18 protein-coding genes and 1 pseudogene are annotated in these 15,649 nt (G+C 69.8%); 8 read left to right on the plus strand and 11 right to left on the minus strand.

What is annotated here, in order from left to right; genetic code table 11:
- Nucleotides 1-274: 274 nt before the first annotated feature.
- The 6 genes from B5V46_RS03910 to B5V46_RS03920 form a co-directional block, all read right to left on the minus strand.
- Nucleotides 275-1,615, minus strand: coding sequence for an amidase (locus tag B5V46_RS03910; RefSeq protein ID WP_080615374.1), 1,341 nt, complete (start codon nucleotides 1,613-1,615; stop codon nucleotides 275-277).
- Nucleotides 1,612-2,085, minus strand: coding sequence for a TRAP transporter large permease subunit (locus B5V46_RS20370; RefSeq protein WP_231119280.1), 474 nt, complete (start codon nucleotides 2,083-2,085; stop codon nucleotides 1,612-1,614). Before B5V46_RS20370 ends, B5V46_RS03910 begins: the two co-directional genes overlap by 4 nt.
- Complete coding sequence (locus B5V46_RS20375; RefSeq protein WP_231119333.1) at nucleotides 2,013-2,432, minus strand: hypothetical protein; 420 nt, start codon at nucleotides 2,430-2,432, stop codon at nucleotides 2,013-2,015. The genes B5V46_RS20370 and B5V46_RS20375 overlap by 73 nt, the downstream gene beginning before the upstream one ends.
- The gene (locus tag B5V46_RS20380; protein ID WP_231119218.1) at nucleotides 2,387-2,890 is read right to left on the minus strand and encodes a hypothetical protein; all 504 of its coding nucleotides are present in this window, start codon (nucleotides 2,888-2,890) and stop codon (nucleotides 2,387-2,389) included. Before B5V46_RS20380 ends, B5V46_RS20375 begins: the two co-directional genes overlap by 46 nt.
- A gap of 89 nt (nucleotides 2,891-2,979) precedes the next feature.
- Entirely contained in the window at nucleotides 2,980-3,120 is a 141-nt protein-coding gene (locus B5V46_RS19580) for a hypothetical protein (protein WP_155773931.1), read from the minus strand.
- A gap of 411 nt (nucleotides 3,121-3,531) precedes the next feature.
- A complete protein-coding gene (locus B5V46_RS03920; RefSeq protein WP_080615376.1) occupies nucleotides 3,532-4,098 on the minus strand; it encodes a GNAT family N-acetyltransferase in 567 nt (188 codons plus the stop codon).
- A gap of 169 nt (nucleotides 4,099-4,267) precedes the next feature.
- On the opposite strand from B5V46_RS03920, the gene B5V46_RS03925 reads away from it, so the two are divergent.
- Nucleotides 4,268-4,591, plus strand: coding sequence for a 2Fe-2S iron-sulfur cluster-binding protein (locus B5V46_RS03925; protein ID WP_080615377.1), 324 nt, complete (start codon nucleotides 4,268-4,270; stop codon nucleotides 4,589-4,591).
- A gap of 115 nt (nucleotides 4,592-4,706) precedes the next feature.
- On the plus strand, nucleotides 4,707-5,597 hold the full coding sequence (locus B5V46_RS03930) for a DMT family transporter (protein ID WP_080615378.1): 891 nt from the start codon (nucleotides 4,707-4,709) through the stop codon (nucleotides 5,595-5,597).
- A gap of 168 nt (nucleotides 5,598-5,765) precedes the next feature.
- On the opposite strand, the gene purD is transcribed toward B5V46_RS03930, so the two are convergent.
- A complete protein-coding gene (gene purD / locus B5V46_RS03935; protein WP_080615380.1) occupies nucleotides 5,766-7,028 on the minus strand; it encodes a phosphoribosylamine--glycine ligase in 1,263 nt (420 codons plus the stop codon).
- A 280-nt stretch (nucleotides 7,029-7,308) separates the two neighbouring features.
- On the opposite strand from purD, the gene B5V46_RS03940 reads away from it, so the two are divergent.
- The 3 genes and pseudogenes from B5V46_RS03940 to B5V46_RS20385 form a co-directional block, all read left to right on the plus strand.
- Nucleotides 7,309-7,632 (plus strand): peptidoglycan-binding protein, encoded by a 324-nt coding sequence (locus tag B5V46_RS03940; protein ID WP_080615381.1) that lies wholly within the window; start codon nucleotides 7,309-7,311, stop codon nucleotides 7,630-7,632.
- Between the two features lie 68 nt (nucleotides 7,633-7,700).
- On the plus strand, nucleotides 7,701-9,251 hold the full coding sequence (gene xseA / locus B5V46_RS03945; RefSeq protein ID WP_080615383.1) for an exodeoxyribonuclease VII large subunit: 1,551 nt from the start codon (nucleotides 7,701-7,703) through the stop codon (nucleotides 9,249-9,251).
- A gap of 104 nt (nucleotides 9,252-9,355) precedes the next feature.
- Nucleotides 9,356-9,564 (plus strand): annotated as a pseudogene (locus B5V46_RS20385) (transposase); the annotation flags it as partial.
- Here B5V46_RS20385 and B5V46_RS03950 read toward each other — a convergent pair.
- On the minus strand, nucleotides 9,545-9,967 hold the full coding sequence (locus B5V46_RS03950) for a hypothetical protein (RefSeq protein WP_080615384.1): 423 nt from the start codon (nucleotides 9,965-9,967) through the stop codon (nucleotides 9,545-9,547). The pseudogene B5V46_RS20385 and the gene B5V46_RS03950 overlap by 20 nt on opposite strands.
- 234 nt (nucleotides 9,968-10,201) lie before the next feature.
- Between B5V46_RS03950 and ftsY the strand changes: the two genes are divergently transcribed.
- Nucleotides 10,202-11,803 carry a signal recognition particle-docking protein FtsY gene (gene ftsY / locus B5V46_RS03955; protein ID WP_080615386.1) on the plus strand — a complete coding sequence of 534 codons (1,602 nt, stop codon included), beginning with the start codon at nucleotides 10,202-10,204 and terminating at the stop codon, nucleotides 11,801-11,803.
- Between the two features lie 21 nt (nucleotides 11,804-11,824).
- Here the strand turns inward: ftsY and B5V46_RS03960 are convergent, their stop codons facing one another.
- Nucleotides 11,825-12,289 carry an MgtC/SapB family protein gene (locus tag B5V46_RS03960; RefSeq protein WP_080615388.1) on the minus strand — a complete coding sequence of 155 codons (465 nt, stop codon included), beginning with the start codon at nucleotides 12,287-12,289 and terminating at the stop codon, nucleotides 11,825-11,827.
- 72 nt (nucleotides 12,290-12,361) lie between these two features.
- Between B5V46_RS03960 and B5V46_RS03965 the strand changes: the two genes are divergently transcribed.
- On the plus strand, nucleotides 12,362-13,267 hold the full coding sequence (locus B5V46_RS03965; RefSeq protein WP_080615390.1) for an EamA family transporter: 906 nt from the start codon (nucleotides 12,362-12,364) through the stop codon (nucleotides 13,265-13,267).
- 5 nt (nucleotides 13,268-13,272) lie between these two features.
- Nucleotides 13,273-13,884, plus strand: a complete 612-nt coding sequence (locus B5V46_RS03970) for an inner membrane-spanning protein YciB (RefSeq protein WP_080615391.1) — start codon at nucleotides 13,273-13,275, stop codon at nucleotides 13,882-13,884.
- Between the two features lie 72 nt (nucleotides 13,885-13,956).
- Here B5V46_RS03970 and B5V46_RS03975 read toward each other — a convergent pair whose 3' ends face one another.
- Entirely contained in the window at nucleotides 13,957-14,661 is a 705-nt protein-coding gene (locus tag B5V46_RS03975; RefSeq protein ID WP_080615392.1) for a glutathione S-transferase N-terminal domain-containing protein, read from the minus strand.
- 26 nt (nucleotides 14,662-14,687) lie between these two features.
- Nucleotides 14,688-15,632 carry an alpha/beta hydrolase gene (locus B5V46_RS03980; RefSeq protein WP_080615393.1) on the minus strand — a complete coding sequence of 315 codons (945 nt, stop codon included), beginning with the start codon at nucleotides 15,630-15,632 and terminating at the stop codon, nucleotides 14,688-14,690.
- Nucleotides 15,633-15,649 lie beyond the last annotated feature (17 nt).

Raw genomic sequence — 15,649 nt, forward strand, 5'->3', positions numbered from 1 at the left:
CCGCGATCCTCCCCCGTGCTTTCCTCGTGACTCCACCTTGGGCCTGCCCGGATGCTAGCATGCGACCCGGTGGGCGGCATATCCGGCATTTGTCGGTCTCGTCATAGGAAGAGGCCCGATCGAGCGGTCTTGCGAAGGGGCAGTCGCGGCCTGACCGGGCGGCGAGGAGCAGATCGGCCGCGACCGGCGCAAGGGCAGGGCCGGTCGCCTGCCGAAGGTCGGGATGCGGCACCTCGACGGCCAGCAGGCGGTCCCTCGCTTGCAGGGCCGGGGGTCAGCCCCCGGCGGCCCAGTCGTAAAGCCATTGCGCGCTGCGCAGCAGCCGGGCATCGTCGCCGCGCGGGCCGACAAGCTGCACCCCCATCGGCAGGCCGTTCCCCGCAGTCAGGATCGGCACCGTCACCGCGGGCGTGCCGCAGAGCGTCCAGAGCCCGTTGAAGATCGGATCGCCGGTCGTGCCGATGCCCTCGGGGGCCGGGCCCGGCGCCGCAGGGCAGAGGATCGCGTCGCAGCGTGCGAAGATCTCGTCGAGCCCCGCATTCAGCAGCTTCGGCCAGTCGAGCGCGGCCAGATAGTCCCGTGCGGGCATCCTTGCGCCCCTGTCGATGGCGTCGCGGGTCTCGGCGCCAAGCAGATCGCGCCCGTCGCGGTCATAGCGGGAATAGTGATGCGCCATCTCGGCCATGTTGATCCGGGCGCGCTGCTCTGCGGCGGTCTCGAAAGCCTGCGGCAGATCGAGGGCGAAGACCTGATCGCCAAGGGCCGCCGTCAGCTCGGCGAAGGCGGCATGGGTGTCGGGATCGGCCCGCTCCCAGCCCGGCGGCCTGACGAAGGCGAAGACAGGCGCCTGCGGCGGCGCGCTGCGGGCGGTGTCGAGCAGGCGCGGCGGCGGGGTGAGGCTGGTGGCCGGGTCGGCCTCATCGAAGCCGAACAGCGCCTCGGCCAGCAGTGCCGCGCCCATCGGATCGGCGGCAAAGACCCCGACCGTGTCGAGATGGGGCGATTGCATCAAGACCCCGCGCCGCGGGATCGCCCCGAAGGTCGGCTTGAACCCGGTCACGCCGCAAAAGGCCGCGGGGCGGATGACCGAGCCGCCGGTCTGGGTGCCGATGGCCAGCGGCACCATCGCATCGGCCACCGCCGCAGCCGAGCCGCTGGACGAGCCGCCCGGCGTATGGGCAGGGTTATGCGGGTTCCGGGTCCTGCCCGGATGCAGGAAGGCCAGCTCGGTCGTCACCGTCTTGCCGAGGATGAGCGCGCCGGCCGCCCGCAGCCGCTCGACCACGAAGGCGTCGCGCGCGGGCACCCGGCCGGCATCGAGCGCGCAGCCATTCCCGGTCGGGATGCGGGCGGTGTCGATCACGTCCTTCAGCCCCACCGGCAGCCCATGAAGCGGCCCCAGCGCCCGTCCCGAGGCGCGCTGGGCATCGAGCCGCCGGGCCTGTTCGCGGGCGTGATCGGGGTCGATCCAGGTCCAGGCGCGGATCACGGGCTCATGCGCGGCGATCCGGGCCAGGCAGGCCTCGACCAGATCGAGCGCCGACAGCGCGCCGCGTGCCAGCCGGTCGCGCAGCTCGACCGCCCCCAGATCCAGTGCCGTCTCGAGATCCTTCATGCCCGCGCCCTCATCCGCAAACCAGTTCGGGCCGAAGGTAGACGATCTGCGGCAGGACGTACATCAGCACCATCGAGATCAGCACGCAGGCGAGAACCGGCATGACGCAACGGGCGATCCCGGGCAGCCGCAGCCCGGGCGTGCGCGATGTCCTTGAGGGAACAGGCCGGCATCGCCATTGGCGGGGTCAGGAAGCTCGTCGGCAGGTCCAGCGCGACGAGGATGCCGAAGAACAGCGTGTCGATCTCGAAATGCACCGGCAGCGGCAGGAAACTCGGTGCGAAGAGGATGACGATCTCGGGCCAGTCAAGCGGCCCGCCCGGGAGGACGATGACAAGCCAGGCGAGGATCGGGAACCGCACCGGCGTCAGGTTCAGGCCCTCGACGATCTGGCAGATCATTTGCCCGCCGCCGGGATAGGAGGCCACCGCCGGGAAGGTGTGGCTGCCGACGAAAGGCCCGCAGACCATCGCCGTGATGCGGACGCCAGATAGACGCTTTCGCGCAGCCGCCGCCAGCTGAGCGCGCGACAGATGAGGGCCAGCGCCAGCCCGCCTGCCGGGGCCGCCTCGGTTGGTGCCGCCCGCCCGAACATGATCGAGCCCGGCACCGCCGCGATCAGCATCGCCAGCGGCAGGAAGCAGGTCACGATCCTCCATTGAAGCCGCGCGACGGGCCTATCGGGGTTCCCGGCCGCGGTCGGGCGCGGCACGGCTGAGGGCTGCAGGATCGAGCGGCCGACGATATAGACGAGATAGCGCCCGACCGGCATCAGCCCGGGCAGGATCGCAGCCGTAAAGGCGCGCGATCGAGGCATTGGTGGCCGCGGCATCGACGATCAGCAGGAGCGAGGTCGAGATCAGGATGCCAGGGGAGGCGCCCACGCAGAGGATGCCGCTGGCGAAGACCGGATCGCAGCGCGGCCAGCATGGCGGCCAGCCCCAGCGTGCGGAACCTGAAGCCCTGCGGATCGGCTAGGGTGCCGACCTTGCCCCTGATCCAGCCGAAGGGCTGGGCGGGCATCGGAAAGACCGGAAAGCTCATCACCTCGAGCCCCATCACGTCCTGGGGCAGCTTGCGGAACAGCTCGTCGCCGCCACCCTCCTGGAACCAGCTCGGCATCCTGCTGGCAGAGCCGCCGAAGACCGGTTCGGAGCCGAAGAGCGAGGTCGCCTTGTTCTTGCCGTACCAATAGGTGCAGATCGGATGCGAGGCGTCGAGCATCCCGTCATCGACCGCATTCCTCAGCTGGAAGGCCGCAACCACGGCACCCATGGGAACGCGTCGATCTCGAGCTGTCCGACATTTCCTCGACACAGCGGGTTGAATAGGAGGGCAAATTCGTCCCCGATGTTCGATGCCCCTCAGGAGGTCTGCATCTTCACGACGATTGGTGTCCCGGCCAGCACGGCGGGCGCGGCCAGGGTGCCGCTTTCGGCGATGCGGCAGGCCCGCGCGCTGCGTTTCAGGAAGGAACGACGCTTCATGTCGGACATGTCTGTCATGGGCTTCCTTCCCGCTACGTCCCGATATGTCGGGGGCATTGCGGGCTTCGGCCTGTGCTTTTGCGGCTTCCCTTCCCTCAGGAGCGTCCGCTGGACCAGATGTTGCAAACTGTCAAAGGAAGGGATGCCGCGTTCCCGCGCTCCCGGCCGGCCGGATGGTCGTCTCAGAGCAGGGAGCGGGGCCTTTCAGCGCCGGATCGGCGGTCCGGCCCTTTCGCACGGCTTGCGGGTGATGCCGGGGGCGGCTGGTGGTGCCGGGCTGGTTCCTTCTCGGTAGTCTGTCCCCGCAGACTGCCCCTGTAGCCGGGACGACAGGCCGGGCCGGGGGCAGCATCCGGACAACCGGGGCGCCCCGCCGCACGTCAGGAGCGGTTCGGGGGCGTCGGCGCTGCCGCTCCATCGCCGTTGCGGCTAATCGCCGGACAAGCCGTCAAATGCAGTGGTGTCGCCGGGCCCGAGCGGTTTCTGCATCTCCACGGAATCGAGCCAGCGGCCATGTTTCCAGCCGACCGACCGCAGCACGCCCGCATCTTCGAAGCCGAGCGCGCGGTGCAGCGCGATCGAGCCCCTATTCTGCGAATCCCCGATCACCGCGACCATCTGCCGGAACCCAGCCGCCTCGCAGCGCGCCAGCAAGGCCGCCAGCAGCGCCCGCCCCACGCCCTGTCCGCGAAAGGCCGCGTCGACATAGACCGAATTCTCGACCGTGCCGCGATAGGCCGGACGCGGACGGAAGGTATTGGCATAGGCATAGCCCGCGACCCGCTCTCCGGCCCGCGCCACCAGCCAGGGAAAGCCCGCTTTCGTCACCTTTTCCCAGCGCGCGCGCATCTCGGAAAGCTCGGGCGGGACAAGCTCGAAACTGGCGGTGCCGGTCCGGACCGCCTCGGCATAGATCGCATGCACGCCGGGCAGGTCGTCCGGGCCGCAATCGTCGAGGGTCAGGTGGGCAGGAGGGGGTGCGGGCTGGGTCGTCATCGGCGTCTCCGGAACTGGACGGGGCGACAATGCCATCGCGTGGCGGGGAAGAAAATGCCTTCGGCACGCGCCGGGCGGCGGCAGGGGCCAGCGGCTCCGCTTTCGCTGGAAAAAGCGGCAAAGCTCGATTATTCCGGCCCCGACCGATAGCCGAATGCGAGGGGCAGTCATGGCGAAGATCACCTATATCGAACATAATGGCACCGAGCATGTCATCGATGTGGCCAACGGGCTGACCGTGATGGAAGGTGCCCGCGACAATGGCGTGCCCGGCATCGATGCCGATTGCGGCGGGGCCTGCGCCTGTTCGACCTGCCATGCCTATGTCCATCCCGACTGGGTCGACCGGCTGCCGCCGGTCGAGGACATGGAGGCCGACATGCTCGATTTCGCCTATGCCACCGATCCCAAGCGCTCGCGCCTGACCTGTCAGATCAAGGTCACCGAGGCGCTGGACGGGCTGATCGTGCAGCTGCCCGAAAAACAGATCTGAGCAAAGCGGCTCCGACGGTCCCGGGGAAGACACCGGGCGGGGCAACGGGCTGGGTCCCGGCCGCGCGGAACAAACGGCGCGCCGGGGAACCGGGGCGGGCGCATCGGGGACGTCCATGGATCTCTGGGTGGTCGTGACGATCGGGGCGGCGGCGGTGCAGACCGTCCGCTTCATGCTGCAGAAGCGGCTGAAGGGGCTTGGCCTCTCGACCGCCGGGGCGACGTTTTCGCGCTTCGTCTTCGCGGCGCCGCTGGCGGTTCTGGGGCTTGCCGTCTTGCTGACCCTGCGGGGCGAGGCGCTGCCCGGCATGGCGCCCGCCTTCTGGGCCCATGCCGCGACCGGCGGGCTGGCGCAGATCATTGCCACCTTCGCGACCGTGGCGCTGTTCTCGGAGCGCTCCTTCGCGGTCGGCATGGCCTTCACCAAGACCGAGGCGATCCAGGTCGCGGCCTTCTCGGCGCTGTTGCTGGGCGAGCCGGTCTCGGCGCCGGGGATGGCGGCCATCGCCGTCGGGGTGCTGGGCGTCATCGCGCTGTCGCGCCCGCCGGGGGGCTGGGGCGGCATGTCCTGGCGCGCGCTGGGGCTCGGTCTTCTGGCGGGCGGGTTCTTCGGGCTGTCGGCCATCGGCTATCGCGGTGCGACGCTGCAGGTCGACAGTGCCGACCCGCTCATGCGGGCGCTGGTGGCGCTGAGCTGCGTGACCGCGATGCAGACGCTGGCCATGGCGGCCTGGATGGCCTGGCGCGAACCCGGCGAGCTGGCCCGGGTGGCGCGGAAATGGCGGTCGGTGCTGCCGGTGGGCGCGACGGGCATGCTGGGCAGCGCGGGCTGGTTCACCGCCTTCGCGCTGCAGAACGCGGCCTATGTCCGCAGCCTCGGTCAGATCGAGCTGATCTTCTCGATCCTCGCCTCGGTGCTGGTCTTCCACGAGAAGCTGCGCGCGGCCGAGATCCTCGGCATGGCGCTTCTGCTGGCCTCGATCCTGATGCTGGTGCTGCTGATCTGAGGCCGGAGCGGGGGCGAACAGGCTGCCGGAAAAGTCCCGGCCCGGCTGGCGCGGTGCATATATCCCCCCACTCGGGCGCGATCTCGGTGAGCCGAGAGCTCTCGCCCGAGCCAGAGGTCGATCAGACCGGCCAAATCCGGTGCTTGATGGAGTTTGTCAGCCGCCCTGCTAAAGCGCCCGCCAGCCGATGTCGCGCCGGAAGACCCCCTCTGGCCAGTCGATCCGGTCGATCATCGCATAGGCCCGGTCGCGCGCCTCGGCGAGGCTTGCGCCGCGCGCGGTCACGTTCAGCACCCGGCCGCCTGCCGCTGTCACCTTGCCGTTCTCGGCGCGGGTGCCGGCATGGAAGACCATCCGGAAGCTGTCGGCGGGCAGGGCGTCGAGCCCGCCGATGACCGAGCCCTTCTCATAGGCGCCGGGATAGCCCTTCGCCGCCATCACCACGGTCATGGCATGATCGTCGGCCCAGTTTACACGGGCCCCGGCCAGACGGCCCTCGGCACAGGCCAGCATCAGGTCGAGCGCCTGCCCGCCAAGCCGCATCATCAGCACCTGGGCCTCGGGATCGCCGAAACGGACATTGTATTCGACCAGCCGGGGCTGGCCGTCCCGGATCATCAGCCCGGCATAGAGGACGCCCTTGTAGGGGGTGCCGCGCCGGGCCATCTCGGCCACGGTCGGCCGGACGATTTCTTCCATCGCCTTCGCGCAGACCGCCTCGGTCATCACCGGCGCCGGGGAATAGGCGCCCATGCCGCCGGTGTTGGGGCCGGTATCGCCCTCGCCCACGCGCTTGTGGTCCTGGGCGGTGCCGATGGCCAGCACGTCGGTGCCGTCGCAAAGGACGAAGAACGAGGCTTCCTCGCCCTCCATGAATTCCTCGATCACTACCTCGGCTCCCGCGCCCCCGAAGGCGCCGCCGAACATGTCGTCGATGGCGGCCTCGGCCTCGGCCAGGGTCATGGCGACGATCACGCCCTTGCCGGCCGCCAGCCCGTCGGCCTTGACCACGATCGGCGCGCCGGTCTCGCGGATATGGGCCTTCGCGGCCGCGGCATCGGTGAAATGGCCATAGCTTGCGGTGGGGGCGTTGCAGGCATCGCAGATTGCCTTGGTGAAGCTTTTCGAGCTTTCCAGCGCCGAGGCCGCCTGGCTAGGCCCGAAGCAGAGGATGCCCGCGCCCTCCAGCCGGTCGGCCACGCCCGCGGCCAGCGGTGCCTCGGGGCCGATCACCACGAAATCGACGGCGTTTTCCTCGGCGAAGGCAGCGACCGCGCCGCCATCCTCGATATCGAGCGTCGCGCATTCGGCGATCGCCGCGATCCCGGCATTGCCCGGCGCCACGATCAGCCGGTCGCATTTCGGGTTCTGCAGGATCGCCCAGGCCAGCGCATGTTCCCGCCCGCCGCCGCCGAGAATGAGGATGTTCATCTGCCGCCTTTCGCCAAGCTCTCGTCCGGCGCCTTGTAGGCTGCGCGGCGGTCCCGGGCAAGCAGCCCGCACACACCCCGAAAGCGACCGCGAAAACGTCTTGCTTTGTTCGCAACGATGCCCCGCCGACAGGCGATACCCGAAAGGTAAACGCTCCATTAACCGGTTTCGCCGAAAGGCACGTCCCGTCCGACCGATCCCCGATGGCCCCACCACGTTCCAGGGCCGACCGATCCGCAACCCCCGCTCCATCCGCAACCGCCGCTCCAGAGGTGCCCCGATGAACCGCCCCGCCATCGCCTTCGCCCCGACCGCCATCCCCGGCGCATTGTTGGCCGCGCCCTACCGCGCCGATCTGCTCGAGACCGGCTTTCAGCGGCTCGGCCCCGATGAGCGGCGGGCGGTACAGGCCGAGCTTTGCGAGGTCGGGCTTTACGCGGCGCGGATCGACGGCGCCTTCGGCCCGGCGACCGAGGCGGCGCTGGTGCAGGGCGCCGATTATCTGGTCTGGAGCACCCGGGGCGCGATGCGGGTCGATCTGGCAAGCCCCCGGGGCGTTGCAGTCTATCTGCGCGAGCTGGCGCAGGTCCGCATCGCGCATTGAGCCGCCCTTCGGTCGGGCGCGACGCGGAGGCAGTTGAACGCCGCCCGATTTCCGGGCACCAAGGGGCCATGTCCGACCTGATCGACGATGCCGGCCCCGGCGGCCCCAATTCCCCCGAATTCACCGTCTCGGAAATCTCCGGTGCGGTGAAGCGCACCGTCGAGGGCGCCTTCTCGCATGTCCGCGTGCGCGGCGAGGTCGGGCGGGTCAGCCTGCCGCGCTCGGGGCATATCTATCTCGATCTCAAGGATGACCGGAACGTTCTGGCCTCGGTGATCTGGAAGGGCACCGCGCAGCGGCTGGCGACCCGGCCCGAGGAGGGCATGGAGGTCATTGCCACCGGGCGGCTGACCACGTTCGGCGGGCAATCGCGCTATCAGATGGTGATCGAGGATATCGCGCCCGCGGGCGTCGGCGCGCTGATGGCAATGCTGGAGAAGCGCAAGGCGGCACTGGCGGCCGAGGGGCTGTTCGCGGCCGAACGCAAGCGCGCGCTGCCCTATCTGCCGCGGGTGATCGGGGTCGTGACCTCGCTCTCGGGCGCGGTGATCCGCGATATCCTGCACCGGCTCGGCGACCGCTTCCCGCGCCATGTGCTGATCTGGCCCGTCGCGGTTCAGGGCGCGGCCTGCGCGTCCGAGGTGGCCCGCGCCATCCAGGGCTTCAACGCGTTGCCCGAGGGCGGCGCGATCCCGCGGCCCGATCTGCTGATCGTGGCCCGTGGCGGCGGCAGCCTCGAGGATCTCTGGGGCTTCAACGAGGAAATCGTGGTGCGCGCCGCGGCCTCATCGCAAATTCCGCTGATCTCGGCGGTGGGCCATGAGACCGATACCACGCTGATCGATTATGCCGCCGACCGGCGTGCGCCCACGCCCACGGCGGCGGCCGAGATGGCGGTGCCGGTGAGGCTCGATCTGATCGCCGCGCTTGACGGGCTGGAGGCGCGCCGCTCGGCGGCGCTTGGGCGGCTTCTGATGCAGCGGCGCCAGCGGCTGGCCGATCTGGCGCGCGCGCTGCCCCGCCCCGAGACGCTTCTGAATTTCGCGGCCCAGCGGCTCGACCGTGCCGCCGACCGTCTGCCTGCGGCGCTGTCGGCCCGGGTCTCGCGCGAGCGGTTAAGGTTGTCCGAGGCGGGGGCCGCGCTGCGGCCGGCCAGCCTGAGGCGCAGGCTGACCGAGGACCGCCGCCGCGCCGATGAGCGCGCGGCCCGGATCGTGCCCGCACTGGCGCGGCTTGGGCGGCTGCGAGCGTCAGAGCTGGACAAGACCGCGCGCCGGGTCCGGCCCGAGCTGTTGCAGCGCCGCGTCGAGACCGGCCGCGAGGCGCTGAGCCGGCTCGAGGCGCGGCTCCGCGCGACGCTGGGCGCCGGGCTCGACCGGCACCGCGCGCGGCTCGAGGCGCTCGAGCGGATGCGGGCGGGGCTCAGCTATGAGGAAACGCTCCGGCGCGGCTTTGCGGTGGTGCGGACGGGCGGAAAGGTGATCACGAGCCGGGCCGCGGCCGAACAGGCAGGCGCGCTCGAGATCGAGTTCCGGGACGGGCGTCTTGCCATCGGCGGCCGGCCGCCGCGCCGCAGCCGCAAGAGCGACGAGCCGCCCGAACAGGGCTCTCTGCTCTGATCTGCGGCCGTCCGGCCCTCCGGCGCGCGGTCTGGGCTCTGACCCCATAAACGGAATTCCCTGATCGGCCTGTCAGTGCTTCGCTTCCGAAAGCGGAGGTGAGCATGGCACGTTTCGATCTGACCGGCTTCGGATTGGAGGTGATCCGGCCCCTTTTCCCGCACAAGCCGCGCGGGGTGGCGCGGGTTGATGACCGGAGGGGGTGAACGGCATCTTCCGGGTGGTCAGGGCCGGCTCGCCCTTGCGGAACCTGCTAGGGCGCGACGGTTCACGCACCACCCTCTGCAACCGTTTCAGACGCCGACGCGCGGGCCAGAGCAGATCAGCGGTTCGCGGCTTTGCTTGACCTCGATCAGTTCGGTCTGCTCCGGGTCGTTCTCGAACCGCGCCATCAGCCCGCGACCGGATTCGAAGAAGCTCCAGCATTGCGGATCTTCCGGGTCGCGGTCATAGCGAAAGCAGATCTGCCCGGCCGCCTCGAACCAGACGCCTTCGGCGCAGTCGCCATCGAGGAAGGTCCAGATGACGCGGCGGCCGCTGAGATACTGCTCGGCGCCGTAGGCGCGGCCCCCGGAGGCATAGAACAGCGTCTTGCCCGTGGCATAGCTGTCGAAGGCGGCCCCAGACATCGGCTCGGCGGCCTCGGCTGCGGTCAGCCCGGCCGCCAGGGCGGGCAGGGCGGCGGCGAGAAGAAGGGCGGTCGGTGCGCGGCGCATGGGGATCCTCCGGTCTGTCCTTGTCCTCACTTTGCCAGAGCCGGTCCCGGTTCGCCAGCGCCGCCGCGCGGGGGGCTGCGTCGGCGGGCAGGGGCATCGGCAGGGTGCGTCGGGGGGAACCATGGCGTCGGCGGGCGCCTGCGGCGAAGATGGCGCCGGGCGCGCCCCCTTCCATATCGGGGCGTTTCCGCATAGGTCAGGACAGGGTCTCACAGGGGAGGCGCAGGAGACGATATGGCGTTTTTCAGCAAGCTCAGACAGCGGCTCGGCAAGTCGTCCTCGAAGATCGAGCAGGGTCTGGAAGAGATCGTGCGCGATGGCGGGCGCGAAGAGGAGGCCGCATCCGCCGCCATCGGTCCCGACGAGACCGCTTCGGCCCCGGTCCCGCCCGCCGCTCCCGAACACGCTTACGCGCCAACTCCCGCGGCCGATGCCAGGCCGGAGCCGGTGGCGCCGCGCGAAGAAGACCCTCCGAGCCCGCTGGTTTCGGGCGCTGCCGGGGCGGCGCCCCATGTCTCCGCGCCCGGATCCGGGGAACCGCAACCTGACCCGAGGTCGCAACCTGAACCCGCGCCTGAACCGGGCCCTGCCCCAGATCCCGCCCCGGAGCCGGCGCCGACGCCCGAGCCCGTTCCGGTTCCGGACCCCGAGCCGCAACCGGCTCCGACTCCGGTGCCTGTGCCCGATCCCGAGCCGCTGAACATCCCGCCGGGACCCTCCGAGCACCCGCCCGAGCCGCCGCAGGAAGCGCCCGGCTGGCCCGATGAGGTCCCGCCTTCGATGCCCGAGGAGATCCCGGCGGACATTCCGGCCGAGCTGCCCTCGGATCTGCTCCCCGCGGCTCCGGACGAAATTCGGCAGGATATGACCGGCCCCGGAGACGGGGGCGGCGACGAGACCGCGGCGGATGCGCCGCGCCGGGGTTTTTTCGGGCGCGTGTTCGGGCGCTCCGACGAGATGGCCCCGGAGCGGAAGACGTCCGGGCAGAAGAAGACGGTGATCCGGCGCGAGCTTGACGATGCGATGCTGGAAAGCCTCGAAGAGCTGCTGATCTCGGCCGATATGGGAGTCGATACCGCGATGCGGGTCACCGCCAACATGGCCGAGGGGCGGTTCGGCAAGCGGCTGTCGGTCGATGAGATCAAGGCGCTGCTGGCCGAGGAAATCGGTCGGATCATGGAGCCCGTCGCGCGGCCGATGCCGCTTTATCCGAAGAAGCCGCAGGTGGTGCTGGTGGTCGGCGTCAACGGCTCGGGCAAGACCACCACCATCGGCAAGCTCGCCAGCCAGTTCCGCGACGCGGGCAAGTCGGTGATCGTGGCCGCGGGCGATACCTTCCGCGCCGCCGCCGTCGAACAGCTTCAGGTCTGGGGCGAACGCGCAGGCGTGCCGGTGATGACCGCGCCGCCGGGCGCCGACCCGGCCAGCCTCGCCTTCGACGCCATGGCCCGGGCCGAGGCCGAGGGCACCGACCTTCTGATGATCGACACCGCCGGGCGGTTGCAGAACCGGCAGGACCTGATGCAGGAGCTTGCCAAGATCGTGCGGGTGATCCGCAAGCGCGACGAGACCGCGCCGCATAACACGCTGCTGGTGCTGGATGCGACCACCGGCCAGAATGCGCTGAGCCAGGTCGAGACCTTCCGGAAGCTTGCCGATGTCTCGGGGCTGGTGATGACCAAGCTCGACGGCACCGCCAAGGGGGGCGTGCTGGTGGCGCTGGCCGACCGCTTCGGCCTGCCGATCCATGCCATCGGTCTGGGCGAGCAGATCGACGATCTGGCGCCTTTCGAGCCCGAGGATTTCGCCAACGCGCTGGCCGGGCTCGATGACTGAGGCCGCGCCGGGCGGAGCGCGCTATTCGAGCAGCCGGACGACCCCCAGCACGATCAGGGCGACCAGCGTCGCAAGTCCCGCCAGCGGCAGGGCCCCGGTGCCGCAGGCCAGCCCGATGGCGCCCGCCAGCCACATGCCGGCGCCGGTGGTCAGCCCCCGGACGCCGCCGCGATTGGTGATGATCGCCCCGGCGGCCAGGAAGGCCACGCCCGCCGTCACCGCCTCGATCAGCCGCAACGGGTCGATCCGGAGCGTGACATCGCCCGCGCTGGCCGCGTCGATCATCCGCAGCGCGATCAGCGTGAACAGGCAGGCGGCCAGCGCGATCAGCATATGGGTGCGCAGCCCGGCGGGCTTGCCGCGCCGCTCGCGCTCGAAGCCGATCAGACCGCCAAGCGTCATCGCGGCGACCAGCCGAAGTATCGCGACCTCCGTCGGCATTCCGCCGAACGGCTCGGAAAACTCGGCTGCGAGATTGTCCAGCATCTGCCTTCCTCCTGATCCTTCCCTATGGGCAGATAGCCCGCCCAGGGGGGCAGGGCGAGGGATCGGACGACGATGACCGACTGGATCGCCTCGGTCGAGGGGACCTCCGCCGGGCATGATCTGGCGCTGGTTCTGGCGCTGTCGGCGGCGGTGCTGCATGCGGTCTTCGGCGCGCTGCAGAAGGGACGGCACGATCCTTGGCTGTCGCGCGGCGCGATCGACTTCTCCTACGGTGTCATGGCCGCGCCGGTGGCGCTGTTCGTGGTGCCCTGGCCCGAGCCGCATATGTGGCCGATCTTCGCAGGCGTCTTCGCGATCCATCTGGGCTACAAGCTCGCCCAGGGCTACACCTATACCAAGGGCGCTTACACGGTCGTCTATCCGGTGGTGCGGGGCACCGGGCCGCTGTTCACGGTGATCGGGGCCTGGGCGCTGTTCGGCGAGGTCTTCCGGCCGATGCAATGGTTCGGCATCGCGGTGCTTCTGGCCGGGATCTACGGGCTTGCGGTCTACAACCTGCGGCACTGGGCGACGGATCGCGAGACGCTGAAACCCGCGCTTGCCTTCGCGGTGCTGACCGGCGGCTTCGTCGCAGCCTATACCACCTTCGATGCCTATGGCATCAGGGCGACGGCGGATCCCTTCACCTTCCTGGCCTGGTTCTTCTTCATCGACGGGCTGAGCACGATGCCCTGGCTGGCGCTGATGCGCTGGCGGCAGATGGCCGGGCGCCCGGCGCCGGGGCCGCTGATGCTGCGGGGCTTTGCGGGCGGGCTCGTGGCCTTCCTGAGCTTCGGCGCGGTGATGATGGCGACCCGGCTCGACAAGGTGGGCGAGGCGGCGGTGCTGCGCGAGACCTCGACCGTATTTGCGGCCTTGATCGGCTGGCTGGTCCTGGGCGAGAAGGTGGGGCCGCGGCGGCTGGCGCTGATGGCGCTGATCGCGGCCGGGGCGGTGATTGTCGAGATGGGAGGCTGAGGCCGATGGCCGAAAAGCGCAAGATCAATCCGGGGCTGAAACTGGCGCTGGAACTGGGGCCGATCGTGGCCTTTTTCGTCGCCTATCTGCGGCTACGCGACCGGACCTTCACCATCGCCGGCACCGAATACGAGGGCTTCATACTGGCGACGGCGGGGTTCATTCCGCTTCTCTTGATCACGACGGCGATCCTCTGGGCGCTGACCAGGCATGTCTCGAAGATGCAGATCGCGACGGCGGTGCTGGTCGTTGTGTTCGGCGGGCTGACGGTCTGGCTGAACGACGAGCGCTTCTTCAAGATGAAGCCGACCGCGATCTATGCGCTGTTCGCCGCGGTCCTCGGCTTCGGGCTTCTGCGCGGGAAATCCTACCTGCAATATGTGCTGGAGGAAGCAGTGCCTCTGGAACGGGCGGGCTGGATGATCCTGACCCGGAGGCTGATGCTGTTCTTCGTCGGGCTCGCGGTCCTGAACGAGGCGATCTGGCGCACGATGTCGACCGATGCCTGGGTCAATTTCAAGACCTTCGGGCTGACCGTCGCGATCTTCGGCTTCTTCATGGCACAGGGGCGGCTCTTCAAGCGCTATGGCCTCGAGGAGAAAGGGCGCGAGGGCTGAGCGGGACGAAAAATCTTCGACGAAGATTTTTCGCCCGGCCCCGGCCTGCCTCCGGGTGCTGGCTCGTCGGGCCTAGCTCCGCCGGAACAGCATGGCCTGCGCCTTGCGGTCGGTGCTGAGATCGGCCTTCTTCTCGGCCGCCAGCGCCCGGCCCCGCTGCACCCCGGGACGGGTGCCCACGTTTTCCAGCCAGCGCGCCATATGCGGCTTGTCATCGAGGTTCTGTTCCTGTCCTTCCCAGTTCGAGGCCCAGGGCCAGATCGCCATGTCGGCAATCGAGAAGAAATCGCCCGCCACGAACTCCGCCTGCGCCAGCTGCCGGTCGAGCACGCCGTAAAGCCGCGCGACCTCGGCCCGGTAGCGGTCCTTGGCATAGGGCAGGTCCTGCGGCGGCTCGAGGCTCGGGGCGTATTTCAGGAAGTGATGGGCCTGGCCCGCCATCGGACCCAGCCCGCCCATCTGCCACATCAGCCACTGGTCGACCGCGATGCGTTCGCGCTCGGTCCGGCCGCAGAAGCGCCCGGTCTTGCGGGCCAGATATTGCAGGATTGCGCCCGATTCGAAGATCGAGACCGGCGCACCATCCGGTCCGTCGGGGTCGATGATGGCGGGCATTCGGTTGTTCGGCGCGATCTTCAGGAAGTCGGGTTTGAACTGGTCGCCCGCGCCGATATCGACCAAGGTCAGCCGATAGGGCAGCTCCATTTCCTCGAGCGCGATGGAAATCTTCCAGCCATTCGGCGTGGGCCAGTAGTAAAGCTCGATCTCGGATGTCATTCGCGTCTCCCGTTCCGTTTCGCGGCTCAGGATGGGGCGTTTCCGGCGAAGGGCAAGGGCAGTGCGACCCGGGGCAGCGCAAGAAGGCGTGACCAGCGCGCGGCCCGGGCCTCGGGAAGGCGGGCGCGGAGCAGATCGTAGGGCAGGGCGCCCCGGATCAGCGCCGCGTAAAGCTCCAGCATGCCGGGCCGGGCATAGGGGCTCCAGTGGCAGACCCGCCGCTCGGGCGGCGCGACCGGATGGCCCAGCCGGGCCAGCGCCGCCAGCGTCGCCGCATCGTCGATGCGCAAATCGGTCCAGTTCGGCTCTGTGCGGCCGAGCCCGCGCCCGAGCGTCGGCCCGTCGCCCCGCCGCGCCACGAAGCGTTCGAGCAGCCAGTCGTAAAGGTCGTTCTCGCCGCTGGTGACATTCAGTACCCGCGCCTGCCGCCCCGCGGCCGAGCCAAGCGCCGATCGCGCCGCCGGGGCGAATTCGGCCGGGGCCATCAGCACCGCATGACCGATCGCACCCTCGGCAAGACCCGACATCGCCGACAGCGCGACCCGCGCGCCCAGCGAATGGGCGAGAAGATCGACACGGCGCCCGGGGGCGCGCTCCCGCACCGCCTCGATCAGCCGGGCCAGCGCCAGACCCGCCCGGGGCGCCTCCTCATAGGCCCGCCAGACATTGTGCCCCGCCTCCCAGCCGAAGGCGATGCAGAGCCCCTCGGCCCGGCCTTGCCCGGTAAAGCCAAGCGCCCTCGGCCAGGACACCGCCTTCCAGCAGCGATCCTCGGGGGCGAGCGCCAGGATATGCCGGTGCGGGCTTTGCGCCGGATCGCTGAGGCTGAACTTGAGACCGTGGATGAGGACCGCGACCGGGGCGCGGGGCGCCAGCCCCGCCAGCGCGCGATCGAGCAGCGGACCAAGCCGTGCCGTCCCGCCCTGGGGTTCGGGCCGTTCTCCGGTGGCGTTGACCTGGATCAGGGGCATCCCGTCCGCTCCGAAAG

The organism is Rhodovulum sp. MB263 (genome assembly GCF_002073975.1).
Taxonomy (GTDB): domain Bacteria; phylum Pseudomonadota; class Alphaproteobacteria; order Rhodobacterales; family Rhodobacteraceae; genus Rhodovulum.

Bases quoted from the DNA above. Each gene is read 5' to 3' on its own strand.
- B5V46_RS03910 (WP_080615374.1), bottom strand. From the start codon at position 1,615: ATGAAGGATCTCGAGACGGCACTGGATCTGGGGGCGGTCGAGCTGCGC.
- B5V46_RS20370 (WP_231119280.1), bottom strand. From the start codon at position 2,085: ATGGTCTGCGGGCCTTTCGTCGGCAGCCACACCTTCCCGGCGGTGGCC.
- B5V46_RS20375 (WP_231119333.1), bottom strand. From the start codon at position 2,432: ATGCCTCGATCGCGCGCCTTTACGGCTGCGATCCTGCCCGGGCTGATG.
- B5V46_RS20380 (WP_231119218.1), bottom strand. From the start codon at position 2,890: ATGGGTGCCGTGGTTGCGGCCTTCCAGCTGAGGAATGCGGTCGATGAC.
- B5V46_RS19580 (WP_155773931.1), bottom strand. From the start codon at position 3,120: ATGACAGACATGTCCGACATGAAGCGTCGTTCCTTCCTGAAACGCAGC.
- B5V46_RS03920 (WP_080615376.1), bottom strand. From the start codon at position 4,098: ATGACGACCCAGCCCGCACCCCCTCCTGCCCACCTGACCCTCGACGAT.
- B5V46_RS03925 (WP_080615377.1), top strand. From the start codon at position 4,268: ATGGCGAAGATCACCTATATCGAACATAATGGCACCGAGCATGTCATC.
- B5V46_RS03930 (WP_080615378.1), top strand. From the start codon at position 4,707: ATGGATCTCTGGGTGGTCGTGACGATCGGGGCGGCGGCGGTGCAGACC.
- purD (WP_080615380.1), bottom strand. From the start codon at position 7,028: ATGAACATCCTCATTCTCGGCGGCGGCGGGCGGGAACATGCGCTGGCC.
- B5V46_RS03940 (WP_080615381.1), top strand. From the start codon at position 7,309: ATGAACCGCCCCGCCATCGCCTTCGCCCCGACCGCCATCCCCGGCGCA.
- xseA (WP_080615383.1), top strand. From the start codon at position 7,701: ATGTCCGACCTGATCGACGATGCCGGCCCCGGCGGCCCCAATTCCCCC.
- B5V46_RS03950 (WP_080615384.1), bottom strand. From the start codon at position 9,967: ATGCGCCGCGCACCGACCGCCCTTCTTCTCGCCGCCGCCCTGCCCGCC.
- ftsY (WP_080615386.1), top strand. From the start codon at position 10,202: ATGGCGTTTTTCAGCAAGCTCAGACAGCGGCTCGGCAAGTCGTCCTCG.
- B5V46_RS03960 (WP_080615388.1), bottom strand. From the start codon at position 12,289: ATGCTGGACAATCTCGCAGCCGAGTTTTCCGAGCCGTTCGGCGGAATG.
- B5V46_RS03965 (WP_080615390.1), top strand. From the start codon at position 12,362: ATGACCGACTGGATCGCCTCGGTCGAGGGGACCTCCGCCGGGCATGAT.
- B5V46_RS03970 (WP_080615391.1), top strand. From the start codon at position 13,273: ATGGCCGAAAAGCGCAAGATCAATCCGGGGCTGAAACTGGCGCTGGAA.
- B5V46_RS03975 (WP_080615392.1), bottom strand. From the start codon at position 14,661: ATGACATCCGAGATCGAGCTTTACTACTGGCCCACGCCGAATGGCTGG.
- B5V46_RS03980 (WP_080615393.1), bottom strand. From the start codon at position 15,632: ATGCCCCTGATCCAGGTCAACGCCACCGGAGAACGGCCCGAACCCCAG.